31 protein-coding genes are annotated in these 25,208 nt (G+C 55.0%); 1 reads left to right on the top strand and 30 read right to left on the bottom strand.

The genetic code is table 11. The annotated features are described in order from the left end of the window. Position 1 precedes the first annotated feature (1 nt). From rpsE to fusA, 21 genes are all read right to left on the bottom strand, one after another. Positions 2-502, bottom strand: a complete 501-nt coding sequence (rpsE, locus tag ACW44H_RS01000) for a 30S ribosomal protein S5 (RefSeq protein ID WP_007111990.1) — start codon at positions 500-502, stop codon at positions 2-4. An 11-nt stretch (positions 503-513) separates the two neighbouring features. Then, complete coding sequence (gene rplR / locus ACW44H_RS00995; protein WP_008959159.1) at positions 514-864, bottom strand: 50S ribosomal protein L18; 351 nt, start codon at positions 862-864, stop codon at positions 514-516. Between the two features lie 9 nt (positions 865-873). Then, complete coding sequence (gene rplF, locus ACW44H_RS00990; protein ID WP_113269835.1) at positions 874-1,404, bottom strand: 50S ribosomal protein L6; 531 nt, start codon at positions 1,402-1,404, stop codon at positions 874-876. A gap of 9 nt (positions 1,405-1,413) precedes the next feature. Then, positions 1,414-1,806 carry a 30S ribosomal protein S8 gene (gene rpsH / locus ACW44H_RS00985; protein WP_113269836.1) on the bottom strand — a complete coding sequence of 131 codons (393 nt, stop codon included), beginning with the start codon at positions 1,804-1,806 and terminating at the stop codon, positions 1,414-1,416. 32 nt (positions 1,807-1,838) lie between these two features. Then, positions 1,839-2,144, bottom strand: coding sequence for a 30S ribosomal protein S14 (gene rpsN, locus ACW44H_RS00980; RefSeq protein ID WP_113269837.1), 306 nt, complete (start codon positions 2,142-2,144; stop codon positions 1,839-1,841). A 10-nt stretch (positions 2,145-2,154) separates the two neighbouring features. Continuing rightward, the gene (rplE, locus tag ACW44H_RS00975; protein ID WP_007111995.1) at positions 2,155-2,694 is read right to left on the bottom strand and encodes a 50S ribosomal protein L5; all 540 of its coding nucleotides are present in this window, start codon (positions 2,692-2,694) and stop codon (positions 2,155-2,157) included. An 18-nt stretch (positions 2,695-2,712) separates the two neighbouring features. Next, complete coding sequence (gene rplX, locus ACW44H_RS00970) at positions 2,713-3,027, bottom strand: 50S ribosomal protein L24 (protein ID WP_007111996.1); 315 nt, start codon at positions 3,025-3,027, stop codon at positions 2,713-2,715. Between the two features lie 14 nt (positions 3,028-3,041). After that, the gene (rplN, locus tag ACW44H_RS00965; protein WP_008959163.1) at positions 3,042-3,413 is read right to left on the bottom strand and encodes a 50S ribosomal protein L14; all 372 of its coding nucleotides are present in this window, start codon (positions 3,411-3,413) and stop codon (positions 3,042-3,044) included. A 49-nt stretch (positions 3,414-3,462) separates the two neighbouring features. Beyond that, positions 3,463-3,723: a 30S ribosomal protein S17 gene (gene rpsQ / locus ACW44H_RS00960; protein WP_096276515.1), complete on the bottom strand. Its 261-nt coding sequence runs from the start codon at positions 3,721-3,723 to the stop codon at positions 3,463-3,465. A gap of 1 nt (position 3,724) precedes the next feature. After that, a complete protein-coding gene (rpmC, locus tag ACW44H_RS00955; RefSeq protein WP_007111999.1) occupies positions 3,725-3,916 on the bottom strand; it encodes a 50S ribosomal protein L29 in 192 nt (63 codons plus the stop codon). Further along, positions 3,916-4,329 (bottom strand): 50S ribosomal protein L16, encoded by a 414-nt coding sequence (gene rplP, locus ACW44H_RS00950; protein ID WP_007112000.1) that lies wholly within the window; start codon positions 4,327-4,329, stop codon positions 3,916-3,918. Before rplP ends, rpmC begins: the two co-directional genes overlap by 1 nt. Before the next feature lie 15 nt (positions 4,330-4,344). After that, positions 4,345-5,049, bottom strand: a complete 705-nt coding sequence (gene rpsC / locus ACW44H_RS00945; protein ID WP_088702074.1) for a 30S ribosomal protein S3 — start codon at positions 5,047-5,049, stop codon at positions 4,345-4,347. A gap of 10 nt (positions 5,050-5,059) precedes the next feature. After that, positions 5,060-5,392 carry a 50S ribosomal protein L22 gene (gene rplV, locus ACW44H_RS00940; RefSeq protein WP_007112002.1) on the bottom strand — a complete coding sequence of 111 codons (333 nt, stop codon included), beginning with the start codon at positions 5,390-5,392 and terminating at the stop codon, positions 5,060-5,062. Between the two features lie 18 nt (positions 5,393-5,410). Beyond that, the gene (rpsS, locus tag ACW44H_RS00935; protein ID WP_009098993.1) at positions 5,411-5,686 is read right to left on the bottom strand and encodes a 30S ribosomal protein S19; all 276 of its coding nucleotides are present in this window, start codon (positions 5,684-5,686) and stop codon (positions 5,411-5,413) included. Positions 5,687-5,719: 33 nt separating this feature from the next. Further along, positions 5,720-6,550: a 50S ribosomal protein L2 gene (gene rplB / locus ACW44H_RS00930; protein WP_008959166.1), complete on the bottom strand. Its 831-nt coding sequence runs from the start codon at positions 6,548-6,550 to the stop codon at positions 5,720-5,722. A 17-nt stretch (positions 6,551-6,567) separates the two neighbouring features. Continuing rightward, positions 6,568-6,864, bottom strand: coding sequence for a 50S ribosomal protein L23 (gene rplW / locus ACW44H_RS00925; protein WP_008959167.1), 297 nt, complete (start codon positions 6,862-6,864; stop codon positions 6,568-6,570). Further along, positions 6,861-7,466 (bottom strand): 50S ribosomal protein L4, encoded by a 606-nt coding sequence (rplD, locus tag ACW44H_RS00920; RefSeq protein WP_008959168.1) that lies wholly within the window; start codon positions 7,464-7,466, stop codon positions 6,861-6,863. Before rplD ends, rplW begins: the two co-directional genes overlap by 4 nt. Before the next feature lie 15 nt (positions 7,467-7,481). Beyond that, entirely contained in the window at positions 7,482-8,120 is a 639-nt protein-coding gene (rplC, locus tag ACW44H_RS00915; protein WP_035582685.1) for a 50S ribosomal protein L3, read from the bottom strand. 150 nt (positions 8,121-8,270) lie between these two features. Then, complete coding sequence (gene rpsJ / locus ACW44H_RS00910) at positions 8,271-8,582, bottom strand: 30S ribosomal protein S10 (RefSeq protein ID WP_007112007.1); 312 nt, start codon at positions 8,580-8,582, stop codon at positions 8,271-8,273. Between the two features lie 159 nt (positions 8,583-8,741). Beyond that, positions 8,742-9,935 carry an elongation factor Tu gene (gene tuf / locus ACW44H_RS00905; RefSeq protein ID WP_101147113.1) on the bottom strand — a complete coding sequence of 398 codons (1,194 nt, stop codon included), beginning with the start codon at positions 9,933-9,935 and terminating at the stop codon, positions 8,742-8,744. Positions 9,936-9,964: 29 nt separating this feature from the next. After that, a complete protein-coding gene (fusA, locus tag ACW44H_RS00900; RefSeq protein WP_447045234.1) occupies positions 9,965-12,088 on the bottom strand; it encodes an elongation factor G in 2,124 nt (707 codons plus the stop codon). Positions 12,089-12,196: 108 nt separating this feature from the next. On the opposite strand from fusA, the gene ACW44H_RS00895 reads away from it, so the two are divergent. Further along, positions 12,197-12,385 (top strand): pentapeptide repeat-containing protein, encoded by a 189-nt coding sequence (locus tag ACW44H_RS00895; protein WP_113269888.1) that lies wholly within the window; start codon positions 12,197-12,199, stop codon positions 12,383-12,385. On the opposite strand, the gene rpsG is transcribed toward ACW44H_RS00895, so the two are convergent. From rpsG to nusG, 9 genes are all read right to left on the bottom strand, one after another. Further along, positions 12,318-12,788 (bottom strand): 30S ribosomal protein S7, encoded by a 471-nt coding sequence (gene rpsG / locus ACW44H_RS00890; protein ID WP_009288145.1) that lies wholly within the window; start codon positions 12,786-12,788, stop codon positions 12,318-12,320. The genes ACW44H_RS00895 and rpsG overlap by 68 nt on opposite strands. A gap of 159 nt (positions 12,789-12,947) precedes the next feature. Then, positions 12,948-13,322 carry a 30S ribosomal protein S12 gene (gene rpsL, locus ACW44H_RS00885; RefSeq protein ID WP_008959173.1) on the bottom strand — a complete coding sequence of 125 codons (375 nt, stop codon included), beginning with the start codon at positions 13,320-13,322 and terminating at the stop codon, positions 12,948-12,950. 209 nt (positions 13,323-13,531) lie between these two features. After that, positions 13,532-17,746: a DNA-directed RNA polymerase subunit beta' gene (gene rpoC, locus ACW44H_RS00880; protein WP_457506234.1), complete on the bottom strand. Its 4,215-nt coding sequence runs from the start codon at positions 17,744-17,746 to the stop codon at positions 13,532-13,534. Between the two features lie 10 nt (positions 17,747-17,756). Then, entirely contained in the window at positions 17,757-21,833 is a 4,077-nt protein-coding gene (gene rpoB / locus ACW44H_RS00875; RefSeq protein ID WP_457506233.1) for a DNA-directed RNA polymerase subunit beta, read from the bottom strand. Between the two features lie 329 nt (positions 21,834-22,162). After that, positions 22,163-22,531, bottom strand: coding sequence for a 50S ribosomal protein L7/L12 (gene rplL / locus ACW44H_RS00870; protein WP_457506232.1), 369 nt, complete (start codon positions 22,529-22,531; stop codon positions 22,163-22,165). Positions 22,532-22,643: 112 nt separating this feature from the next. Beyond that, positions 22,644-23,150 carry a 50S ribosomal protein L10 gene (gene rplJ / locus ACW44H_RS00865; protein ID WP_113269841.1) on the bottom strand — a complete coding sequence of 169 codons (507 nt, stop codon included), beginning with the start codon at positions 23,148-23,150 and terminating at the stop codon, positions 22,644-22,646. Between the two features lie 310 nt (positions 23,151-23,460). Next, positions 23,461-24,153, bottom strand: coding sequence for a 50S ribosomal protein L1 (gene rplA, locus ACW44H_RS00860; RefSeq protein ID WP_457506231.1), 693 nt, complete (start codon positions 24,151-24,153; stop codon positions 23,461-23,463). Positions 24,154-24,155: 2 nt separating this feature from the next. After that, positions 24,156-24,587, bottom strand: a complete 432-nt coding sequence (rplK, locus tag ACW44H_RS00855; protein WP_007112017.1) for a 50S ribosomal protein L11 — start codon at positions 24,585-24,587, stop codon at positions 24,156-24,158. 82 nt (positions 24,588-24,669) lie between these two features. Next, positions 24,670-25,203 (bottom strand): transcription termination/antitermination protein NusG, encoded by a 534-nt coding sequence (nusG, locus tag ACW44H_RS00850; RefSeq protein ID WP_113269843.1) that lies wholly within the window; start codon positions 25,201-25,203, stop codon positions 24,670-24,672. Positions 25,204-25,208: the final 5 nt, after the last annotated feature.

The raw sequence follows: 25,208 nt of genomic DNA, 5'->3' as shown, positions 1-25,208 counted from the left end.
CTTACCCCGTGATCGCTTCGACAGACAGACCGCGCTTAGCGGCCACGTCTTCCGGTGCTTGCATGGAGGAGAGACCTTTCACAGTCGCCCGTACCACGTTAACCGGGTTGGTGGAACCGTAGCACTTGGCCAGTACGTCGTGGACACCGGCGAGCTCTAGTACAGAGCGCATGGCGCCACCGGCGATGATACCGGTACCTTCGGAAGCCGGCTGCATGTACACCTTGGAAGCACCGTGACGGGCTTTGACCGGGTACTGCAGCGTATGGCCAGCAAGGTTCACCTTGACCATGTTGCGACGAGCTTGATCCATCGCTTTCTGGATTGCGACCGGCACTTCACGCGCCTTGCCACGTCCGAAACCGACACGACCTTTACCATCACCAACGACGGTCAGTGCGGTGAAGCCGAAAATACGACCACCCTTGACCACCTTGGCGACGCGGTTGACCTGCACTAACTTCTCTTGCAGATCACCGCTTTGCTGTTCGTTCTTCGCCATCGTAAAACCCTTTAGAATTCCAGGCCGCCTTCACGTGCGGCGTCGGCCAGCGCCTTGACGCGGCCGTGATACTTAAAGCCAGCACGGTCGAAGGCCACCTGGGTGATGCCTGCTTCTTTAGCGCGTTCGGCAATCAGTGCACCTACTTTAGAGGCGGCATCTGAGTTACCGGTCGCACCCTCACGCAGTGCTTTGTCCAGCGTAGAAGCACTGGCTAGCACTTTGCCACCATCCGGCGAGATAATCTGCGCATAGATGTGACGCGGGGTACGGTTGACGCACAGGCGATACACGCCCAGCTCGCGGATCTTGGCGCGAGCGCGGCGGGCACGACGGAGACGAGATTCTTTCTTCGCGTTCATAACCCTGCCTTACTTCTTCTTGGCTTCTTTGCGACGCACCTGCTCGTCGGCGTACCGGACACCCTTGCCTTTATACGGCTCGGGCGGACGGAAAGCGCGGATTTCCGCGGCGCACTGACCGAGCTGCTGCTTGTCCGCGCTTTTCAGCACGATCACGGTGTTTTTCGGCGTTTCCGCTGTAACACCTTTCGGCAGTTCGTAGTCGACCGGGTGCGAGAAGCCCAGTGAAAGATTGAGCGTCTGGCCCTTAGCTTGGGCACGATAACCGACGCCAACAATTTCGAGAGTTCGTGTGAACCCCTCGGATACGCCCGTTACCAGGTTCTGAACTAAGGCGCGGGTAGTACCGGCCATTGCCCAGCTCTTGGCTGACTCACTCGGGGCGAAGGTCAGCTGGCCATCTTCCTGATTCACCACTACATCAGAGTGGATCGTCATAGATAGCGTGCCCTGGCCGCCTTTGGCGGTCAGCTGGTCGGCATTGATTTTGATATCAACGCCGGCAGGCACTTTAACCGGATATTTCGCTATGCGGGACATTCCAGCCTCCTAGAATACGGTGCAGATGACTTCGCCACCAACACCCGCTTGGCGCGCGGCACGATCGGTCATGACACCATTGGATGTGGTGACAATCGCGATGCCCAGACCATCGGCAACCTTAGGCAGGTTGTCCTTGCCTTTGTATTGACGCAAAGACGGCTTGGAAACCCGCTGAATGTGCTCAATAACCGGCTTACCCTCAAAGTACTTGAGAGTCACAGTCAACTCAGGCTTAACACCCTCCGCCACTGTAAAGTCGGTAATGTAGCCTTCTTCCTTTAGCACTCGGGCCACTTGCACTTTCAGCTTGGAGGACGGCATGGTTGCCGTCTCCTTGGTGGCCATCTGCGCATTGCGGATACGGGTAAACATATCCGCCAGAGTGTCTTGCATGCTCATTTAATGTGCGCTCCTGATGATTCTACGTGGCGTTACCAACTGGACTTTTTGAGTCCAGGAACGTCGCCACGCATGGCGGCTTCACGCAGCTTGTTACGGCCTAGACCGAACTTGTTGTAAAAACCGTGCGGACGACCGGTGATACGGCAGCGGTTACGCTGACGCACCGGGCTTGAGTCGCGCGGCAGTTGCTGCAGCTTCAGCGTCGCCTCGAAGCGGTCTTCCTCAGACGTGTTCACGTCTGAGATGATCTTCTTGAGTTCAGCGCGCTTGGCCGCATACTTCGCGACCAGCTGAGTACGCTTAAGCTCACGCTCTACCATACTTTTCTTAGCCATGATCTCGCCCCTATTTCTTGAACGGGAAGTTCAGTGCGGTTAGTAGCGCACGACCTTCCTCGTCGGTTTTGGCGGTCGTAGTGATAGTGACGTCCAACCCCCGGATGCGATCGATTTTATCATACTCGATCTCCGGGAAGATGATCTGCTCACGCACACCCATGGAGTAGTTGCCACGACCGTCGAAAGACTTCGGGTTGAGACCACGGAAGTCACGCACGCGGGGAATCGCGATGTAAACCAAACGGTCCAAGAAGTCCCACATGCGCTCAGCGCGCAGCGTTACCTTGATGCCGATTGGCCAACCTTCGCGCACCTTGAAGCCCGCGATGGACTTACGTGCTTTGGTCACCAACGGTTTTTGACCAGAGAGTTTCTCTAGGTCGCCGATGGCATTGTCAATCAACTTTTTATCGTTGACTGCTTCGCCGATACCCATATTCAGAGTCACTTTCGTGATCCGGGGTACCTGCATAACGTTGGCATAGCTGAACTCTTCTTTGAGTTGAGCTGCTACCTCGTTTTGATAACGTTCTTTCAAGTTCGCCATTGTGCTACCCGACTCGCGTTAGGCGTCGATCTGCGTCTGCGTCGACTTGTAGATACGTACCTTGGTACCGTCTTCCTTCACTTGGAAGCCGACGCGATCCGCCTTACCGGTCTCCGAATTGAAGATGGCTACGTTGGACGCGTGAATCGGAGCCTCACGCTCGACGATACCGCCCTGATTACCCGCCATGGGATTTGGCTTGGTGTGACGTTTAATCATGTTCACACCGGACACCAAAAAGCGGTTTTCTAATACCCGCTTAACGGTGCCACGTTTGCCTTTATCCTTCCCGGCGATGACGATGACTTCATCGTCACGTTTGATCTTTTGCATATCCGCCTCGCTCCTTACAGCACTTCAGGCGCTAAGGAAATGATCTTCATGAACTTTTCATTACGAAGTTCACGAGTCACCGGCCCAAAAATACGGGTACCGATGGGCTGTTCGTTGGTGTTATTCAACAAAACTGCCGCATTTCCATCGAAACGGATGAGCGAACCGTCGGGACGACGGACGCCACTACGGGTCCGGACCACGACCGCTTTTAGCACCTGGCCTTTTTTGACCTTGCCACGCGGAATCGCTTCCTTAACCGTGACCTTGATGATATCACCAACACGAGCATAGCGACGGTGTGAACCGCCTAACACCTTGATGCACTGCACCCGGCGCGCTCCGCTGTTGTCGGCGACATCCAGCATTGTCTGAGTCTGAATCATCGGTTTTCTCCAAACCTAATCTGACTGCACTGATTGACAAACCTTGGGATTAACCCTTGGCGTGTTCAACCACCTCGACCAGCGTCCAGGCTTTCTTCTTGGAAAGCGGACGGCACTCCTGAATGGAAACCGTATCGCCTGCCTTCGCCTGATTCGCCTCATCATGGGCGTGCAGCTTGGTGGAGCGCTTAACGTATTTTCCGTAGATCGGGTGACGCTCGCGCCGCTCGATCATGACGACGATGGACTTGTCCATCTTATCGCTCACCACTTTACCGGTAAGCGTACGCGTTGTTTTCTCTTCGGCCATCTCAATCACCTGCCTTCTCGTTGAGCAAAGTCTTAACGCGGGCGATATCCCGACGGACCTGCTTGAGCAGATGAGTCTGGCTCAGTTGGCCAGTGGCCTTCTGCATGCGCAGGTTAAACTGCTCGCGGAGGAGTTCGAGGAGTTGCTCCTGGAGCTCTCCTGCGGACTTTTCACGAATTTCCTGGGCTTTCATCACATCACCGTCCGTTTCGCAAAGGTGGTGGATAAGGGCATTTTCTGTGCGGCAAGCTCAAACGCTTCGCGAGCAAGCTCTTCCGACACGCCTTCAATTTCATACAGGACCCGACCCGGTTGGATCTGGGCAACCCAGTACTCAACTGAACCTTTACCTTTACCCATACGAACTTCGAGTGGCTTCTTAGAGATCGGCTTATCAGGGAAGACGCGGATCCAGATTTTACCGCCACGTTTTACGTGACGTGTGATCGCACGACGGCCTGCCTCGATCTGACGCGCAGTGATGCGGCCGCGACCGGTAGCTTTAAGGCCGTATTCCCCGAAGCTGATCTTGCTTCCGCGATGCGCCAGGCCACGGTTGCGGCCTTTCATCATCTTGCGGAATTTCATACGCTTGGGCTGTAACATCGACTCGCTCTCCCCTTACCTGGAACCTTTCTTCTTGGGCGCGTTGCCGGCAGGCTGCTGTTGCTTAGCCTTGGCACGTACTTCCTCGATACCGCCGAGGATTTCACCCTTGAAGATCCACACTTTGACGCCGATAACGCCATAGGTGGTGTGAGCTTCGTAAGTGGCGTAGTCGATATCCGCACGCAACGTGTGCAGCGGAACGCGACCTTCGCGGTACCATTCGGTACGTGCGATTTCAGCGCCACCAAGACGACCTGACAGCTGAATCTTGATGCCACCAGCGCCAAGACGCATTGCGTTCTGTACCGCGCGCTTCATCGCACGACGGAACATGACGCGACGCTCAAGCTGACCCGCTACGTTAGCAGCGACTAGCTTGGCATCCAGCTCCGGCTTGCGAACTTCTTCGATGTTCACATGCACGGGGACACCCATCATCTGGGTGAGATCGCGACGCAAACGGTCGACATCTTCACCTTTCTTACCAATCACGATACCCGGACGGGCAGTGTGAATGGTGATGCGGGCGTTGTTCGCCGGACGCTCGATGTGGATGCGGCTAACAGAGGCGCTTTTAAGACGCTCTTCCAGGAAGCTACGCACTTCGAGATCGTTATTGAGCTTATCGGCGTAAGCGCCGCGCTCAGCATACCAGACAGAAGCATGGTCTTTGACGATGCCCAGTCGAATGCCTGTTGGATTGACTTTCTGACCCATCGGTCGACTCCTACTTCTCGGCTACCTTGACGGTGATGTGGCACGTGCGCTTCAAGATACGATCCGCACGCCCCTTGGCACGCGGCTTGATACGCTTGAGCGTCATGCCCTCATCGACGCAGATGGTCGAGACACGCAGCTCGTCAATATCCATGCCGTTATTTTCTTCCGCATTCGCAATCGCGGATTGCAGCACCTTCTTAACCAGCTTGGCAGCCTTCTTCGGTGAGAAGGTCAGCAGGTCGAGTGCCTCGGCGACAGGTTTACCGCGCACCTGGTCAGCCACCAAACGGGCCTTCTGGGCGGATAAACGAGCGCCAAGCAGCTTAGCTGTGACTTCCATCTCTCAATCCTCTCTGGCTTACCGTTTGGCTTTTTTATCCGCCGCATGCCCACGGTAAGTGCGGGTAGCAGCGAATTCGCCCAATTTGTGGCCAACCATTTCCTCGGAAACATGCACCGGGACGTGTTGGCGACCGTTATGGACCGCGATAGTGAGGCCTACCATATTGGGCAGGATCATAGAACGACGCGACCAAGTCTTGATCGGTTTGCGATCGTTCTTCTCCACTGCAGCCTCTACCTTCTTCAAAAGATGAAGGTCAATGAAGGGACCTTTCTTTAGTGAACGTGGCACAGCCGTTACCTCTTAATGTCTTGGCAATTTCGATTAACGCGTCTTGTTACGACGACGAATAATCAGCTTGTCGGTGCGCTTGTTCTTACGCGTCTTGTGACCCTTAGTCGGCACACCCCATGGGGATACCGGGTGACGACCACCACTGGTGCGGCCTTCGCCACCACCGTGCGGGTGATCGACTGGGTTCATCGCGACACCGCGAACAGTCGGACGCACGCCTCTCCAGCGCTTCGCACCGGCCTTGCCAAGTTGACGCAGGCTGTGCTCAGAGTTGCTCACTTCACCCAAGGTCGCGCGGCACTCGGCCAACACTTTACGCATTTCGCCGGAGCGAAGACGCAGGGTGGCATAGTTTCCTTCACGAGCAACCAACTGGGCGCTTGTACCGGCACTGCGAGCAATCTGCGCACCTTTACCCGGCTTGAGTTCGATGCAGTGCACCGTAGAACCCAACGGGACGTTACGCAGCGGCAAGGCATTGCCTTTTTTGATTGACGCGTTAACACCAGATTCCAGCACGTCACCCGCGCTGACACCTTTCGGTGCAATGATGTAACGACGCTCACCATCGGCATACTTCAGCAGTGCAATGTGCGCACTGCGGTTGGGATCGTGCTCAAGGCGCTCAACGGTGGCAGGAATGCCATCCTTGGTGCGTTTGAAATCGATCAACCGATAGTGGTGACGATGACCACCGCCCACGTGGCGGGTGGTGATACGACCGTAGTTGTTACGGCCGCCGGACTTGGACTGTTTTTCCAAAAGCGGTGCATAGGCACGGCCTTTAAACAGTTCCTCGCCAACGATCTTGACGACGTGGCGACGACCGGCGGAAGTGGGTTTGGTCTTGACGATTGCCATTATCCGTACTCCTGCCCTTATTCGGCGCCAGAGAAGTCTTCGAGCGTTTCACCCGCAGCCAGGGTCACATACGCTTTGCGGTAACCCTTACGCAGGCCAACGCCGTTCGCAGTACGCTTTGTTTTACCCTTCATGTTCAGTACCTGAACACTGCCGACCTTTTTGCCGAAGAGTGCTTCAACGGCCTTTTTGATCTCGGGCTTGGTAGCATCAGATGCCACCTTGAAAACGTACTGGTTGCGCTCGGCTGCCATTGCGGCCTTTTCGGTCACGTGCGGCCCAAGCAGAACCTTAAATACGCGTTCCTGGTTCATGCCAGCTTCTCCTCGAATTTACGCAGGGCGGAGACGGTAATCAGCACCTTATCAAAGGCTACCAGGCTTACCGGGTCAGCTGCCGCGACATCCACCACGTCAACGTGGGGAAGGTTGCGTGCGGCCAAATAGAGCTTCTCGTCGATTTCTTCAGTGACGATCAACACTTTCTCAAGGTTGAGCTCTTTCAGCTTGGCAGCTACCTGCTTGGTCTTAGGCGCATCGACAACGAATTCTTCAATCGCGACTAAACGCTCTTGACGTACCAGCTCTGACAAGATGGAGCGCATCGCTGCACGATACATCTTGCGGTTAACCTTCTGGGTGTAGTCTTGCGGACGCGCCGCGAAGGTTACGCCACCACTACGCCATAGCGGAGAGCGGATGGTACCGGCACGTGCACGACCGGTGCCTTTCTGACGCCACGGCTTCTTACCACCGCCACGAACGTCGGAACGACTCTTTTGTGCGCGAGTTCCCTGACGACCAGCCGCCAAATAGGCAGTGACAACCTGGTGAACGAGCGCTTCGTTGAATTCTTTGCCAAAAGTGGCGTCGGCTACTTCAACGGTACCCGCGCCTGCAGCAAGATTCAGATTCATTGGTAATTATCCCCTTCAGCCTGCTTTCACGGCGCTGCGAACGATAACGTCACTACCGGGAGCACCCGGTACGGCGCCTTTAATCAGCAGCAGGTTACGCTCGGCGTCGACACGGACGATTTCAAGGCTCTGCACGGTGCAACGGGCGTTACCCATTTGACCGGCCATCTTTTTGCCTTTGAAAACGCGACCCGGCGTCTGACACATGCCGATAGAACCCGGCGCGCGATGCGACAGAGAGTTACCGTGAGTCATGTCTTGGGTACGGAAGTTCCAGCGCTTAACTGCACCCTGGAAGCCTTTACCCTTAGAGGTGCCAGTCACGTCAACCATTTGACCAGCTTCGAAGAGGGATACGGTGATTTCGCCGCCCACCTCAGGAATTTCTTCGCCTTCTGCAAGACGGAACTCCATCAGTGCACGACCAGCTTCAACACCCGCCTTGGCAAACTGTCCAGCTTGCGCTTTGGTGAGGTGCTTCGCTTTACGAGAACCAGATGTGACCTGAATCGCTGCGTAACCGTCAGACTCGACGGACTTAACGCGCGTAACACGATTAGGATCAACTTCAATAACGGTTACGGGCACAGACGCGCCGTCTTCGGTAAAGACACGGGTCATCCCGGCCTTTTTACCGACTAAACCGATAGTCATACTCAGTCTCCTATAGTGTACGGGGCTATCACCCGCTATGGCTGCCCTTTCCAGAGCATTCCACTAGCACATTGTATGGCGCCTCACGGCGCGGCGGCTGCTGCTCATGCGAAACAATGATGAGCGCTGGGCCGCAAGTGACTAGTGTTATTAGTTGAGCTTGATTTGCACGTCAACGCCGGCGGCGAGATCGAGCTTCATCAGTGCATCAACAGTTTTTTCAGTCGGCTCAACGATGTCGAGCACACGCTTGTGCGTACGAATCTCATACTGGTCACGCGCATCTTTGTTGACGTGCGGCGAGATCAGAATGGTGTAACGCTCGCGGTTGGTTGGCAGCGGGATCGGCCCACGAACCTGAGCACCAGTACGCTTAGCGGTTTCAACAATCTCCGCTGTAGACTGGTCGATCAGGCGATGGTCGAACGCTTTCAACCGAATGCGAATCTTTTGGTTCTGCATTTGCCCTAAACTCCAATGGATGTCGACGGCGCGAGCCGTCTACCCACGCATTCAAAGGATGCGCATTATAGGCACGCCAAAAGCCCATGTCAAACATTTGCTGTTGGTGCGCAGAAAAGGGGGCTCAACAGAGCCCCCTTCATCATTCAAGCATGATGCTTACTTGACGATCTTGGCCACAACGCCAGCACCGACAGTACGGCCGCCTTCACGAATAGCGAAGCGCAAGCCTTCGTCCATTGCGATCGGAGCGATCAAGGTAACAACCATTTGAACGTTGTCACCCGGCATGACCATTTCAACGCCTTCCGGCAGTTCACAAGTACCGGTTACATCGGTGGTACGGAAGTAGAACTGAGGACGGTAGCCCTTGAAGAAAGGCGTGTGACGACCACCTTCTTCTTTGGACAGTACGTAAACTTCTGCTTCGAAGGTAGTGTGCGGGTTGATGGTGCCCGGCTTGGCCAATACTTGACCACGCTCGACGTCATCACGCTTAGTACCACGCAACAGGGCGCCAACGTTCTCACCAGCACGACCTTCGTCGAGCAGTTTACGGAACATTTCAACACCGGTAACGATCGTTTTGGTGGTGTCGCGGATACCCACGATTTCCACTTCTTCGCCCGCTTTCACGATACCGCGCTCTACACGACCGGTAACAACAGTACCGCGACCAGAGATAGAGAACACGTCTTCGATCGGCATCAGGAACGGCTGATCGATAGCGCGCTCCGGCTCAGGGATGTACTCATCCAGAGCTTTGATCAGATTAGCAACGGCGGTGGTGCCCATGCCGTTCTCATCTTCGCCGTTCAACGCCATCAGCGCAGAACCAGTGATGATCGGTGTGTCGTCACCCGGGAAGTCGTACTGGTCGAGGAGTTCGCGAACTTCCATCTCTACCAGCTCAAGCAGCTCTTCGTCATCGACCATGTCCGCTTTGTTCAGGAACACAACGATGAACGGTACGCCAACCTGACGAGACAGCAGGATGTGCTCGCGCGTTTGCGGCATCGGGCCGTCTGCGGCAGAACATACCAGAATCGCGCCGTCCATCTGCGCAGCACCGGTGATCATGTTCTTGACGTAGTCAGCGTGTCCTGGGCAGTCAACGTGAGCGTAGTGACGCTCTTCAGACTGATATTCCACGTGAGAAGTAGCGATCGTGATACCGCGCTCGCGCTCTTCAGGAGCGTTATCGATGGTATCAAACTCACGCCAGTCGCCGCCGAAAACCTCAGCAGACACGCGGGTCAGGGCCGCCGTCAGAGTCGTTTTACCGTGGTCGACGTGACCAATGGTGCCGACGTTGACGTGCGGTTTGGAACGTTCAAATTTTTCCTTAGCCACTGCTATAACCTCTTTACGTTAGCTAACGGTTAACCGTTTTGATTGATGACGGCTTCAACGACGCTGGAGGGCGCCTCGTCGTACTTCGAGAACTCCATAGAGTAGCTCGCACGGCCCTGGGTTTGTGAGCGCAGATCGGTTGCATAACCGAACATCTCGCCCAGTGGCACCGTCGCACGAATGACTTTACCAGAAGAGGAGTCATCCATACCCTGCACCAGGCCGCGACGACGGCTCAGGTCACCCATGACGTCACCCATAAATTCTTCGGGGGTCACGATTTCGACCTTCATCACCGGCTCCAGCAGCACGGCCTTGGCCTTCCTGGCACCTTCTTTTACTGCCATAGAAGAAGCAATCTTAAACGCAGTCTCGTTGGAGTCCACGTCGTGGAAGGAGCCATCAAACAGCGTTACTTTAACGTCGATCATCGGGTAACCCGCGATGACGCCGTTTTTGAGCTGCTCAAAAGCACCCTTCTCAACCGCAGGTACGTATTCCTTGGGAACCGTGCCACCCACGATCTCTGAGTTGAACTTGAAGAACAATTCGTCTTCGCCTTCACCCTTCTCTTCTGCGGTCAGCGGCTCGATACGTAGCCAAACGTGACCGTACTGACCACGACCACCGGACTGACGTACAAACTTGCCTTCCTGCTCAATGCTGCCGCGAATCGTTTCGCGGTAGGCCACCTGCGGCTTACCGATGTTGGCTTCAACCTTGAACTCGCGACGCATACGGTCAACGAGGATATCCAAGTGAAGCTCACCCATACCAGAGATGATCGTCTGGCCGGTTTCTTCGTCGGTTTTAACCTGGAACGAGGGATCTTCTTGAGCAAGCTTGCCCAGGGCGACACCCATTTTCTCTTGGTCAGCTTTAGACTTAGGCTCTACAGCAACCGAGATAACCGGATCCGGGAACTCCATGCGCTCGAGAACAATTTTGTTATCGATATCGCACAGGGTATCACCGGTAGTGACGTCTTTCAGGCCGATACAAGCCGCGATATCGCCGGCCAGAACTTCCTTGATCTCTTCGCGGGAGTTGGCGTGCATCTGTACGATACGGCCAACGCGCTCTTTCTTCTGTTTAACGGAGTTATACACACCGTCACCAGATTTCAGAACGCCCGAGTAGACACGGATAAAGGTCAGCGTACCAACGAAGGGGTCGGTAGCGATTTTAAACGCCAGCGCCGCAAACGGTGCACTGTCATCAGCCTCACGGGTATCGACGGTGCCGTCTTTGTCGTCAAGCTCACCTTCGATCGCCTTAACTTCAGTCGGCGAAGGCATATATTCGATAACGCCATCCAGCACGGCCTGAACGCCTTTGTTCTTAAAGGCCGAACCACAGGTCACCAGAACGATATCGTTAGCCAGGGTGCGCGCACGCAAGCCAGCCTTGATCTCTTCAATCGACAGCTCACCGCCTTCGAGATACTTCTCCATCAGCTCGTCAGAGCCTTCGGCAGCCGCTTCGACCATCTCTTCGCGGTATTTTTCTGCTGTTTCTTGCAGATCAGCAGGAATATCCACGAGGTCATAATTCATACCCAGGCTTTCCTCATCCCACAGGATAGCCTTCATCTGAATCAGGTCGATAACGCCTTTAAAGTCCTCTTCCGTACCCCAGTTAATCTGGATCGGCACGGCGTTGGCACCTAAACGCTCCTTCAACTGGTTAACAACCATGAAGAAGTCAGCACCGGTACGGTCCATCTTGTTGACGAAAACCATACGTGGCACTTCGTACTTGTTGGCCTGGCGCCATACTGTTTCGGTCTGCGGCTGAACGCCGGAAGAACCGCACAGAACAACGACCGCGCCGTCAAGTACGCGCAAGGAACGCTCAACTTCGATCGTGAAGTCAACGTGCCCTGGCGTGTCGATAATATTGATGCGGTGCTCAGGGAACTGTTTACTCATGCCCTGCCAGAAACAGGTCGTAGCAGCTGAGGTGATAGTAATACCACGCTCCTGCTCCTGCTCCATCCAGTCCATTGTCGCAGCACCGTCATGCACCTCACCCACTTTATGGGAGAGGCCGGTGTAGAACAATACACGCTCGGTTGTCGTGGTTTTACCCGCGTCAACGTGAGCGACGATACCAATATTGCGGTATCGATTTAGTGGAGTCTTGCGTGCCACGGTGAAACTCCCGTTTGTTGGCGATGCTCGTTAATTTAGCGGCGTATGGAAGCGAGGCTTATGCGACCGCCGCCACCCTTGCAGGGTAGCGGTTAGGTATTACAACTAATCTGTTGCAACGACGCGACTCAGCAAACACTTCGCCATGCTGAACAACGTGCATATAAAAACCATAAAGCCGTACTTAAAAACGCCGTACTCAGAAACGCCGATCTTAGAAACGCTGATCTTAGAAACGGTAGTGCGAGAAGGCCTTGTTGGCTTCTGCCATGCGATGCACGTCTTCGCGCTTCTTAACGGCTGAACCTTTACCTTCAGCGGCATCCAGCATTTCACCCGCAAGACGCTGCACCATGGTTTTCTCACCGCGACGACGCGCCGCGTCCACCAGCCAGCGCATGGCTAGCGCTTGACGGCGAGACGGACGTACTTCAACCGGCACCTGATAGGTCGCACCACCAACACGGCGCGACTTCACTTCGACCATTGGCTGGATGGCTTCCAGCGCCTTGTCGAAGATCTCCAGCGGATCTTCTTTACTACGCTCGGCAACCTTGTCCAACGCACCGTAGACGATACGCTCAGCTATGGACTTCTTGCCGCTGACCATCAGGTGGTTCATGAACTTCGCCAGACGCTCACTTCCGAACTTAGGATCCGGCAGGATTTCGCGTTTAGCTACTACTCTTCTTCTAGGCATGATAAGCCCTCAATTAAGGATCTTTCAGGTAAACCCGGAACTGGTCATAGGTACGGGGTACCCAGCGCTGTCCGACCTTACTCTTATCAGACCGTCAAATTCGTAATAATCGTTACTCAGCACACCGACATGGCGGTTGCGCTGTAAAGCCATCCAGTCTTAGGACTTAGGACGCTTAGTACCGTATTTAGAACGACCCTGACGACGATTTTGAACGCCAGAGGTGTCAAGGGCGCCACGTACGGTGTGATAACGCACACCTGGCAAATCCTTTACACGACCGCCACGAATCAAAACGACAGAGTGTTCTTGAAGGTTGTGACCTTCACCACCGATGTAAGAAGACACTTCAAAGCCGTTGGTCAGGCGCACACGGCAAACCTTACGCAGGGCCGAGTTAGGCTTCTTCGGGGTGGTGGTGTAAACGCGCGTACAAACGCCACGTTTTTGCGGACAGGCCTGCAGCGCTGGCACGTCACTTTTAGTGACGGGGCGCTTGCGCGGCTTGCGCACTAGCTGATTAATCGTTGCCATGGTGTTTAGCTGACTCCAATGGTTGCCTTAGCCTTTTAACAAATACAAGCAGCGGATGCGGGCGCACCCACCCCACTGTTAAAGGCTGCGCATTCTAAAGGCTGATCCTAGGTTACGTCAAGCCTTGCCGGCGGTTTTACCGGCAAGGAAGCGCTTTTCGGATCAGCTATTCGTTTTACGTTCACTTTCTTACTTACTTATGCACCTGTTTACAGCTCGTCGTCAGAATCGAGAGCGGTCAACTGGGCGCCTAGCTCCTGCTCTACCTCAGTTGCCGAAGGATTGAACAGTTGCTCAACGTCTTCGCGCTTGCGACGACGCTCTGCGTGGTGAGTCAAGCCCGTACCTGCCGGGATCAAACGCCCCACTACCACGTTTTCTTTCAGGCCGCGCAGATAATCGCGCTTGCCTGTCACCGCCGCTTCGGTCAGTACGCGGGTTGTCTCCTGGAAGGAGGCCGCAGAGATGAACGACTCGGTGGCCAAGCTGGCCTTCGTGATACCCAGCAACATACGTTGATACTTGGCTGGGAATTTCTTCTCTTTTTCAAGTCGCTCGTTCTGTTCCAACACGCGAACCAGTTCTGCCTGGTCGCCCGTGATGAAATCAGAGTCGCCCGAATCGGTAATCTCCACCTTGCGCAGCATCTGACGCACAATCACTTCGATATGCTTGTCGTTAATGCCTACGCCTTGCAGACGATAAACGTCCTGTACTTCGGCAGTGATGTACTTGGCGAGTTCCTCAACACCCAGCAAGCGCAGGATGTCGTGCGGGTTGCTCGGGCCATCGGAAATCACTTCGCCCTTCTCGACAGTTTCACCTTCGAAGACCGCGATTTGGCGCCATTTCGGAATCAGCGCCTCAAACGGATCGCCAGACTCCGGCGTAATGGTCAGGCGACGCTTACCTTTGGTCTCTTTACCAAAGCTGATCACACCGCTGATCTCGGCCAGGATCGAGGACTCTTTCGGCTTACGCGCTTCAAACAAGTCCGCAACCCGTGGCAAACCACCGGTGATATCTTTGTTCGCCGATGCCTCAACGGGGATACGGGCAACCACTTCGCCCACCCCAATAGTGGCACCATCATCGACTGAAATAATCGAGTTGCCCGGCAGTAAGTATTGGACCGGTGTATTTGAACCGGACACTGAAACATACTCACCCGCGCTGTCTTGCAGCATGACCATCGGACGCTTATCGCGACCCGCCATTGGCCGTGCTGCCGACTCAATCACCTCGATAGAAGACAGGCCGGTCATTTCATCGACGCTGCGGTGCATGGTGACACCTTCGTCAAGATCGATGAACTGGGCCTTACCTTCTACTTCAGCCACGATCGGATGAGTGTGCGGATCCCATTTGGCAACTGTCGTACCGGCATCAACCACATCACCATCACGTACCGAGAGTTCGGCACCGTAGGGCAGTTTGTAGTACTCACGCTCACGACCATGATCATCTGCAACAGCCAAGGCGCTAGAACGCGAGACCACTACCAGTTTGCCGTCGGCGCGCTCAACGTGCTTGATGTTGTGCAGACGCACCTTACCACCGTGCTTCACTTGAACACTGTCCACGGCCGATGAACGCGATGCTGCGCCACCGATGTGGAAGGTACGCATGGTCAGCTGGGTGCCCGGCTCACCGATGGACTGTGCAGCGATAACGCCGACAGCTTCACCGATGTTGACCTGATGGCCACGGGCCAAGTCACGGCCGTAACAGGAGGCACACACGCCGTGCGGCGTTTCACAGGTAATCGTAGAGCGTACGATGATCTCGTCGACACCCATGGTGTCGAGCGCGGCACACCATTTCTCGTCGAGCAAGGTACCTTTAGCGATTAGTACTTCACCGCTGCCCGGATGAACCACATCCTGAGCGACTACACGGCCCAGCACGCGCTGGGAAAGCGGTACGATGATGTCGCCGCCTTCGATAATCGGGTGCAGGGTCAAGCCATTTTCGGTACCACAGTCGACTTCGGTGATCACCAAGTCTTGCGCTACGTCGACCAAGCGACGCGTCAAGTAACCGGAGTTGGCCGTTTTCAGGGCCGTATCCGCCAGACCTTTACGTGCACCGTGGGTCGAGATGAAGTACTGCAGTACGTTCAGGCCTTCACGGAAGTTGGCGACGATCGGTGTTTCGATGATCGAGCCATCCGGCTTGGCCATCAGGCCACGCATACCGGCAAGCTGACGAATCTGTGCAGCACTACCACGGGCACCGGAGTCGGCCATGATGAAGACGCTGTTGAACGAATCTTGTTCAACCTCGTTGCCATCACGATCAACAACCGTCTCTTTCGAGATACCGACCATCATCGCCTTGGCGACCTTGTCGTTGGCCTTTGACCAGATATCGATAACCTTGTTGTACTTCTCACCCGCTGTTACCAGGCCAGAAGAGAACTGGTCTTCGATCTCTTTAACTTCGGCTTCCGCCGCATCGACGATCTCGGTTTTGGCTTCGGGGATAACGAAGTCGTTAACACCGATAGAGGCACCTGACCAAGTCGCCAAGCGGAAACCGGTGTACATCAGCTGGTCAGCGAAGATGACGGTCGGCTTGAGGCCGGCACGACGATAAACTTCGTTGATCAGGCTGGAGATCGCTTTCTTCTTCATCGGCTGATCGATCAGCTCGAAGGGCACGCCTTCGGGCAGAATGCGGAACAGCAGTGCACGGCCTACCGTCGTATCGTAAATACGGCGGTGGAAGCTACGCTCGCCGCTCTCTTCATCGACATCCACTTCGTCCAGACGCACTTTGACACGGGCGTGTAGCGATACTGACTGAGTACCAAACGCGCGCTCTACCTCGTTGAGGTCAGAGAACACCATGCCTTCGCCCTTGGCATTGATCTTTTCGCGGGTCATGTAATAAAGACCCAGAACAACGTCCTGCGACGGTACGATGATCGGCTCGCCATTAGCGGGCGAGAGCACGTTGTTGGTGGCCATCATCAGCGCACGCGCTTCAAGCTGAGCTTCCAGGGTTAGCGGTACGTGGACCGCCATCTGGTCACCGTCGAAGTCGGCGTTGTAAGCGGCACACACCAACGGGTGCAGCTGGATCGCTTTACCTTCGATCAGCAGCGGTTCAAAGGCCTGGATACCCAGACGGTGAAGCGTCGGTGCACGGTTAAGCAGCACCGGGTGTTCGCGGATAACATCGGCGAGGATGTCCCACACTTCCGGCAGCTCGCGCTCGACCATCTTCTTGGCGGCTTTGATCGTTGAGGCGTAGCCCAGCGACTGCAGCTTGGAGTAGATAAACGGCTTGAACAGCTCCAGCGCCATTTTCTTCGGCAGACCACACTGGTGCAGGCGCAGGGTCGGACCCACGGTAATCACCGAACGGCCCGAGTAGTCGACACGCTTACCCAGCAGGTTCTGACGGAAACGACCCTGCTTACCTTTGATCATGTCGGCGAGCGACTTCAGCGGACGCTTGTTAGAGCCCGTGATCGCGCGGCCACGACGACCGTTATCCAGCAGTGCATCGACCGCTTCCTGCAGCATGCGCTTCTCGTTGCGCACGATGATATCCGGCGCATTGAGGTCGAGCAGACGCTTCAGGCGGTTGTTACGGTTGATCACCCGACGGTAAAGGTCGTTGAGATCAGAGGTCGCGAAGCGGCCGCCATCCAGCGGTACCAGCGGACGAAGGTCCGGCGGCAACACGGGCAGCACTTCCATGACCATCCACGCCGGCGCGTTACCGGAGTGATAGAACGCCTCAAGTAGTTTCAGACGCTTGGAAAGCTTCTTGATCTTGGTTTCAGAGTTGGTCTGCGGAATTTCTTCACGCAGCGTATTGATCTCTTCTTCCAGATCGATGTCTTTAAGCAGTTCCTGTACCGCTTCGGCACCCATACGGGCATCGAAGTCGTCGCCGAACTCTTCCAGCGCTTCAAAGTACTGCTCATCGTTCAACAGCTGACCACGCTCAAGCGTGGTCATGCCTGGATCGATAACGACAAAGCTTTCGAAATACAGTACCCGCTCGATATCACGCAGGGTCATATCAAGGAACATGCCGATCCGTGACGGCAGCGACTTCAGGAACCAAATGTGAGCGACCGGAGAAGCCAATTCGATATGCCCCATGCGCTCACGGCGCACGGCAGCTTTAGTGACTTCAACGCCACACTTTTCGCAGATAATACCGCGGTGCTTCATGCGCTTATACTTGCCGCATAAGCACTCATAGTCCTTTACCGGGCCAAAAATCTTGGCGCAGAACAAGCCGTCCCGCTCCGGCTTAAAGGTGCGGTAGTTAATGGTCTCAGGCTTCTTCACCTCGCCAAACGACCAGGAGCGAATCATGTCCGGCGACGCCAGGGTAATCTTGATCGCGTCGAACTCTTCGGACTGAGACTGCGATTTGAGTACTTTCACCAAATCTTTCATGTGACGGCTCCTAGCTCTCTAACTCGATATCGATGCCCAGCGAGCGGATTTCCTTCACGAGTACGTTGAAGGATTCCGGCATGCCTGCCTGCATGGTGTGGTCGCCATCCACGATGTTTTTGTACATCTTGGTGCGGCCTTCGACGTCGTCCGACTTGACGGTGAGCATCTCTTGTAGCGTGTACGCGGCGCCGTATGCTTCCAACGCCCACACTTCCATCTCACCGAAGCGCTGACCACCGAATTGTGCCTTACCACCCAAGGGCTGCTGGGTAACCAGCGAGTAAGAACCGGTAGAACGCGCGTGCATCTTGTCGTCTACCAAGTGGTTAAGCTTCAGCATGTACATGTAGCCGACGGTAACCGGACGGTCAAAAGCGTCACCGGTACGGCCATCGAACAGGGCCATCTGGCCCGATTCAGGAATGTCCGCCAGCTTCAGCAGATGTTTGATTTCGTGCTCTTTGGCACCGTCAAACACCGGCGTAGCCATCGGCACACCCCCTTTGAGGTTCTTCGCCAGGGCAATGACCTCATCGTCAGTCAGGGAATCGAGGTCTTCAACGCGCGTACCTTGCGTGTTGTAGATCTGCCCCAAGAAGTCGCGAATCTCAGCAACCTGCTGTCCGCGTGCATCGCGCAGCATGGCGTCGATTTTGACCCCTAGACCACGGGCGGCCATGCCCAGGTGGGTTTCCAAAATCTGACCGACGTTCATGCGCGACGGAACACCCAGCGGGTTCAGTACCACGTCGACCGGTTCACCCTTCTCGTCGAACGGCATGTCTTCGATCGGCATGATCGCGGAGATAACACCCTTGTTACCGTGACGACCGGCCATCTTGTCGCCTGGCTGGATGCGACGCTTGACCGCCATGTAAACCTTGACGATTTTCAGCACGCCCGGCGCGAGATCATCGCCCTGGGTCAGCTTGCGCTTCTTATCTTCAAAGCGCTCGTCCATCTCTTTACGACGGTTTTCAAGCTGCTCGTCAGCCTGGGCCAGCAGCTCGTTGTAGGATTCATCCTGCATGCGCAGTTTGAACCACTGCTGACGCGGCAGCTCGTCAAGGTACGCTTCGTCGAGCACGTCGCCTTTCTTAAGGTTCGGACCACCGTTAACGGCTTGGCCGTCAAGGGTACGCTTGAGACGCTCAAACGTGGCGTCTTCAGCGATACGATAGGTCTCTTGCAGATCCTTACGTACTTCATCGAGCTGCGTACGCTCAATGGAAAGTGCACGGGAATCTTTATCGACGCCGTCGCGGGTAAACACCTGAACGTCGATGACCGTTCCCTTCATGCCGGTGGGGGCACGCAGAGAAGTATCTTTAACGTCTGACGCTTTCTCACCGAAGATGGCACGCAGCAGCTTCTCTTCTGGCGTCAGCTGGGTTTCACCTTTCGGCGTTACCTTGCCGACCAGAATGTCGCCGGGGCCAACTTCAGCACCGATGTAAACAACGCCAGCCTCATCCAGTTTGGAGAGCGCCGACTCACCCACGTTGGGAATATCGGAGGTAATCTCTTCCGAGCCCAACTTGGTGTCACGAGACACACAGGTCAGTTCTTGAATGTGAATCGTGGTGAAACGGTCTTCTTGAACGACTCGTTCGGAAAGCAGGATCGAGTCTTCGAAGTTGTAACCGTTCCAGGGCATGAACGCGATGCGCATGTTCTGGCCCAGGGCCAGATCGCCCATATCGACTGACGGGCCGTCGGCGAGAATATCGCCACGCGCCACGTTGTCGCCAGGCCGCACGATGGGGCGCTGGTTCATACAGGTGTTCTGGTTCGAGCGGGTGTATTTGGTCAGGTTGTAGATATCAACACCGGCTTCACCGCCGATAATTTCATCTTCATTGACCCGTACCACCACACGACGCGCATCGACGGAATCAATCACGCCGCCGCGATTGGCCACCGCACAGACACCGGAGTCACGTGCAACAAAGCGCTCCATGCCGGTACCTACCAGCGGCTTATCGGCACGCAGGGTCGGCACCGCCTGACGCTGCATGTTCGAACCCATCAAGGCGCGGTTGGCGTCATCGTGCTCCAGGAACGGAATCAATGCTGCGGCAACCGAGACAACCTGACGAGGTGATACGTCCATCAGCGTCACTTGCTCAGGACGCATAAAGGTCGTTTCACCGCGGTGACGTACCTGTACCAGGTCATCGCTTAGCTTGTTGGATTCATCCACCGCTGCCGATGCCTGAGCGATAACGAAATCGCCCTCTTCGATCGCTGAGAGGTGAACAATGTCGTCGGTCAACTGACGGTCAACCACTTTACGGTACGGCGTTTCGAGGAAGCCGTAGCTGTTAGTGTGACTATAAGTCGCCAGCGAGTTGATCAGACCGATGTTCGGGCCTTCCGGCGTTTCGATCGGGCAAAGACGGCCGTAGTGCGTGGCGTGTACGTCACGAACTTCGAAGCCAGCGCGCTCACGAGTCAAACCACCGGGGCCGAGTGCAGATACACGACGCTTGTGGGTAACTTCCGAGAGCGGGTTGTTCTGATCCATAAACTGCGAAAGCTGACTGGAACCGAAGAACTCTTTCACCGCGGCCGCAACCGGCTTGGCGTTGATCAAGTCTTGCGGCATCAGGCCTTCGCTTTCCGCCATGGAAAGACGCTCTTTAACGGCGCGCTCAACACGCACCAAGCCAACGCGGAACTGGTTCTCAGCCATTTCGCCCACACAGCGAATACGGCGGTTACCCAGGTGATCGATATCGTCGACATCACCGAAGCCGTTACGAATACTGATCAGCTCACGCAACACATCCAGGATGTCTTTGCGATCCAGTACGCCGGAGCCGGTGTCAGTATCACGACGCAGGCGACGGTTGAACTTCATGCGGCCAACGCCAGAGAGGTCGTAGCGATCCTCAGAGAAGAACAGATTGTTAAACAGCGTCTCGGCAGACTCTTTGGTGGGCGGCTCGCCGGGGCGCATCATACGGTAAATTTCGACCAGCGCCTCGAGTGCTGAATTCGTCGCATCCAACTTCAAGGTGTCGGAAATAAAGGAACCGCAGTCAAGATCGTTGGTGTAGAGCGTTTCGACCAGGGTAATACCACCCTGCGCCATGCGCTCAAGCACTTCTGGCGTGATCTCGGTGTTACACGGGCAGATCAACTCGCCCGTTTTGGCATCGATTTGATCTTTGGCCAGGGTTTTGCCGAACAAGTACTCCATCGGCACATCCAGGCGCTCAAGGCCGGCTTTTTCAAGCTGACGAATGTGCTTCTGGGTAATCCGGCGACCCTCTTCAACGATTACATTACCTTCGCCATCTTTAATGTCGAAAGTCGCCGTTTCGCCGCGCAGGCGCGACGGTACCAGCTCCACAGAGAAACCGGATTTCTCAATGTGGAAGACGCTGGTTTCAAAGAACTCGGCCAGGATCTCTTCGGTGCTCATGCCTAAGGCACGCATAAGAACCGAAGCCGGCAGTTTGCGGCGACGGTCAATACGTACAAAGACATTGTCTTTAGGATCGAATTCGAAGTCTAACCATGAGCCACGGTAAGGAATCACGCGAGCTGAGTAGAGCAGCTTGCCTGAAGAGTGGCTCTTACCTTTATCGTGATCAAAGAACACACCGGGTGACCGGTGGAGCTGGGAAACGATAACCCGCTCAGTACCATTGATGACAAAGGTACCGTTCTCGGTCATCAGGGGGATTTCCCCCATGTAGACTTCCTGCTCTTTAATATCTTTGATTGCTTTATTTGAGGAATCGCGATCATAGATGATCAAGCGAACCTTGACGCGCAGCGGGGCGGAGTAAGTCACGCCGCGCAGCTGGCACTCCTTAACATCGAACGCCGGCGTGCCGAAGCGGTAGCTGACATACTCAAGCGCTGCATTGCCGGAGAAGCTCTCAATCGGAAACACGGACTTAAAAGCCGCGTGCAAACCGACTTCGTGACGCTCGTCGGGCGAACGATCTTGCTGGAGGAAGTCGTAATAGGAATCAAGCTGGATCGCCAGCAAGTAAGGCACATCCATCACTTGGGGCAGTTTGCCGAAATCCTTGCGGATGCGTTTTTTCTCAGTATATGAGTAAGCCATCTGTATTCCCCAGCTTGTTCACCATGGGTGACCGATGCGTGGTCATCTGCCCTTCGAGCTTCGTCAGACACAGACAGCAAGCTCCTAAATCGGTAGCTCGCCGTCGAAAATCTAGTTCGATAACTCAGTCGTCGATAACACTGTAGTCGATAACACTATCTTTAATACGCTATCTTCAATAACGCTTTTACGTTTCTGTCGTGACTGCTCTCATACTGGGCAGAACTGCTGCTTTTCAACATCAGCTACAACAGAAAAAGGCCGGCAGCGGGATATCCCGCCGCCAGCCGTGGAAGCTTACGCAGCGCGTAAAGCCGTCCGCACAAGAATTACTTGAGCTCGACGGTTGCGCCCGCTTCTTCCAGCTTAGCTTTAGCTGCTTCAGCGTCGTCTTTAGACAGACCTTCTTTGATGGTCGCCGGAGCGCCGTCAACAGCACCTTTAGCTTCTTTCAAGCCAAGGCCGGTGATCTCGCGAACTGCCTTGATCACGTTAACTTTCTTGTCGCCAGCAGAGGTCAGAACTACGTCGAACTCAGTCTGCTCTTCAGCCACTTCGCCGCCAGCAGCCGGACCAGCTGCAACTGCAGCCGCTGCAGAAACGCCGAATTTCTCTTCCATTGCTTCGATCAGCTCGACAACTTCCATTACGGTCATGTCGGCTACAGCATTGATGATATCGTCTTTAGACAGTGCCATTGTTTCATTCCTAACTTTGCGGGAGCCTCGGTCGACCGAGGGCTCAGGATTCATTGCTCGGCTCAGGCAGCGGACGGGGAAAACCCTTCACGCCACCTGCAAGAAGCGCTGTTTAAGCAGCTTCGGCTTCTTGCTTCTGGTCGCGCAGGGCGGCCAGAGTACGAACCAGCTTGCCAGCGGAGGCTTCTTTCATTACCGACATCAACTTGGCAATTGCCTCGTCGTGTGTCGGTAGGGTTGCCAGACGGTCGATGTCAGCAGCCGGAATCAGCTCACCTTCGTAGGCCAACGCTTTTACTTCGAAGTTCTTGTCCGCTTTTGCAAACTCTTTGAACAGACGAGCGGCAGCGCCCGGATGATCAGTAGAGAAAGCCAATAACGTCGGACCAACGAAGCTATCGTTCAGACACTCCCACTGAGTGCCCTCGAGAGCGCGGCGAGCCAGCGTGTTACGAACTACACGCAGCTCTACACCATTCTCACGCGCCTGCTTACGCAGATCGGTCATTTTGCCAACCGTAACGCCGCGAGAATCAGCAACTACGACGGAGAGTGCGCCCTTGGCCGCTTCACTGACCTCGGCAACAATCGCTTTCTTGCCTTCAAGTGCTAGTGGCACAGTGATCACTCCTTCGTGCCGGAACCCAAGAAGGTTCCGGTGGTTACCATCTCTTCCCGTCTTGTACTGCTTGTCAATAACAGCAGCGCTAAACGGGAAGCCTTGGGGATGGTGCTCACCAGAAAGCCTTTAAGCTTAACCAACTGGCGGCCACACCATCTGCGCAGGCGCTTTTAGGGCAATTAAGCCGCTATTAAAACGCTAAGCGGCACCTGCGGTCTTTGACGATGCCCCGGCCAGTGTTAATAACCAAACGGGGGACCGCAAAGTTCTTGCTCGGTTCCTACAAAAAAACCAACGATAGCCTGCTTTACGCGAAAGCAGAATGATCGATTGTTAAACCCGGGCCCATGGTAGTGGACAAGGTCATTTTTTTGAAGTAAATGCCTTTAGAAGAGCTCGGCTTGAGACGCTTCAAGTCAGCAACCAGCGCTTCCAGGTTGCCGTTAATCGCTGTGACGTCAAAATCCACTTTACCCAGGGTAGTGTGAATAATGCCGTTTTTGTCGGTACGGAAACGTACCTGACCCGCTTTGGCATTTTTAACCGCTGTCGCCACATCGGGCGTCACGGTGCCTACTTTCGGGTTAGGCATCAGGCCACGCGGACCTAGAATCTGGCCCAGCTGACCCACAACGCGCATGGCATCTGGCGAAGCGATAACGACGTCAAAATCCATCACGCCTTTTTTCACTTGCTCAGCCAAGTCGTCCATACCGACGATGTCCGCACCCGCTTCTTTAGCGGCATCGGCATTGGCACCCTGGGTGAAGACTGCAACGCGTACGTCTTTACCAGTACCGTTAGGCATGACGGTAGCGCCACGCACAACCTGGTCAGATTTACGCGGGTCAACGCCAAGGTTGATAGCGACATCAACAGACTCTTTGAACTTAACCGTAGACAGCTCGGAGAGCAGTGCTACCGCCTCTTCAATAGAGTAAGCCTTGCGGGTGTCTACTTTCTCGCGAATTACTTTCGCACGCTTAGACAGTTTAGCCATGATCAGAGACCCTCCACGTTTAGGCCCATGCTACGAGCGCTGCCCGCAATGGTGCGCACAGCGGCATCAAGATTCGCAGCCGTCAAGTCAGGCTCTTTCGTTTTGGCGATCTCTTCAAGCTGCTCGCGCGTCACGGTACCCACCTTCTTCTTGTTCGGCTCACCAGAACCGGACTTGATACCCGCGGCTTTTTTCAGCAGCACGGCAGCAGGCGGTGTTTTGGTGACAAACGTGAAGCTACGGTCAGAGTAGACAGTGATCACGACTGGCGTCGGCAGGCCCGGCTCAATTTCTTGAGTCGCGGCATTGAACGCCTTACAGAATTCCATGATGTTCACGCCGTGCTGACCCAGTGCTGGGCCTACCGGCGGACTTGGATTGGCTTTACCTGCAGCAACCTGCAGTTTGATATAAGCCTGTACTTTCTTGGCCATGGTAGTTACTCCATTTGGGTAATAGCGCCTTGCGGCTCCCCGGGACTAGCGAGACAGCTAATCACTGCCTCTTACGAAGACTTTACTCTTTCTCTACCTGTGAGAACTCAAGCTCAACAGGCGTTGAGCGCCCAAATATCAGCACGCTGACGTGCAGGCGGCTCTTCTCATAATTAACTTCTTCGACAACGCCGTTGAAATCGGCAAACGGCCCATCGACGACACGCACTGACTGACCCGGCTCGAACATGGTTTTAGGCCGTGGCTTATCGGTGCCGTCTTTAACACGCATCAAAATAGCGTCCGCCTCACGAGAAGTAATCGGCGCTGGCTTTTCTTTGGTACCGCCAATAAAGCCCATCACACGGGGCGTCTCATTGACGAGATGCCATGTTTCGTCGGCCATCTCCATCTCGACCAACACATAGCCGGGATAGAACTTACGCTCACTCTTGCGGCGCTTGCCGTCACGCATTTCGACAACTTCTTCTGTCGGCACTAGAATCTCGCCAAAACGATCTTCCATACCATACATCTTTACGCGCTCAATCAATGAGCGCATAACGTGCTTTTCAAACCCAGAATAAGCGTGAACGACGTACCAACGTTTGGACATGAAAA

It is taken from the genome of Vreelandella sulfidaeris Esulfide1 (genome assembly GCF_054072535.1).
Note: the sequence above shows the minus strand (reverse complement) of the source record. Positions and strands in the feature narration are given on the sequence as shown.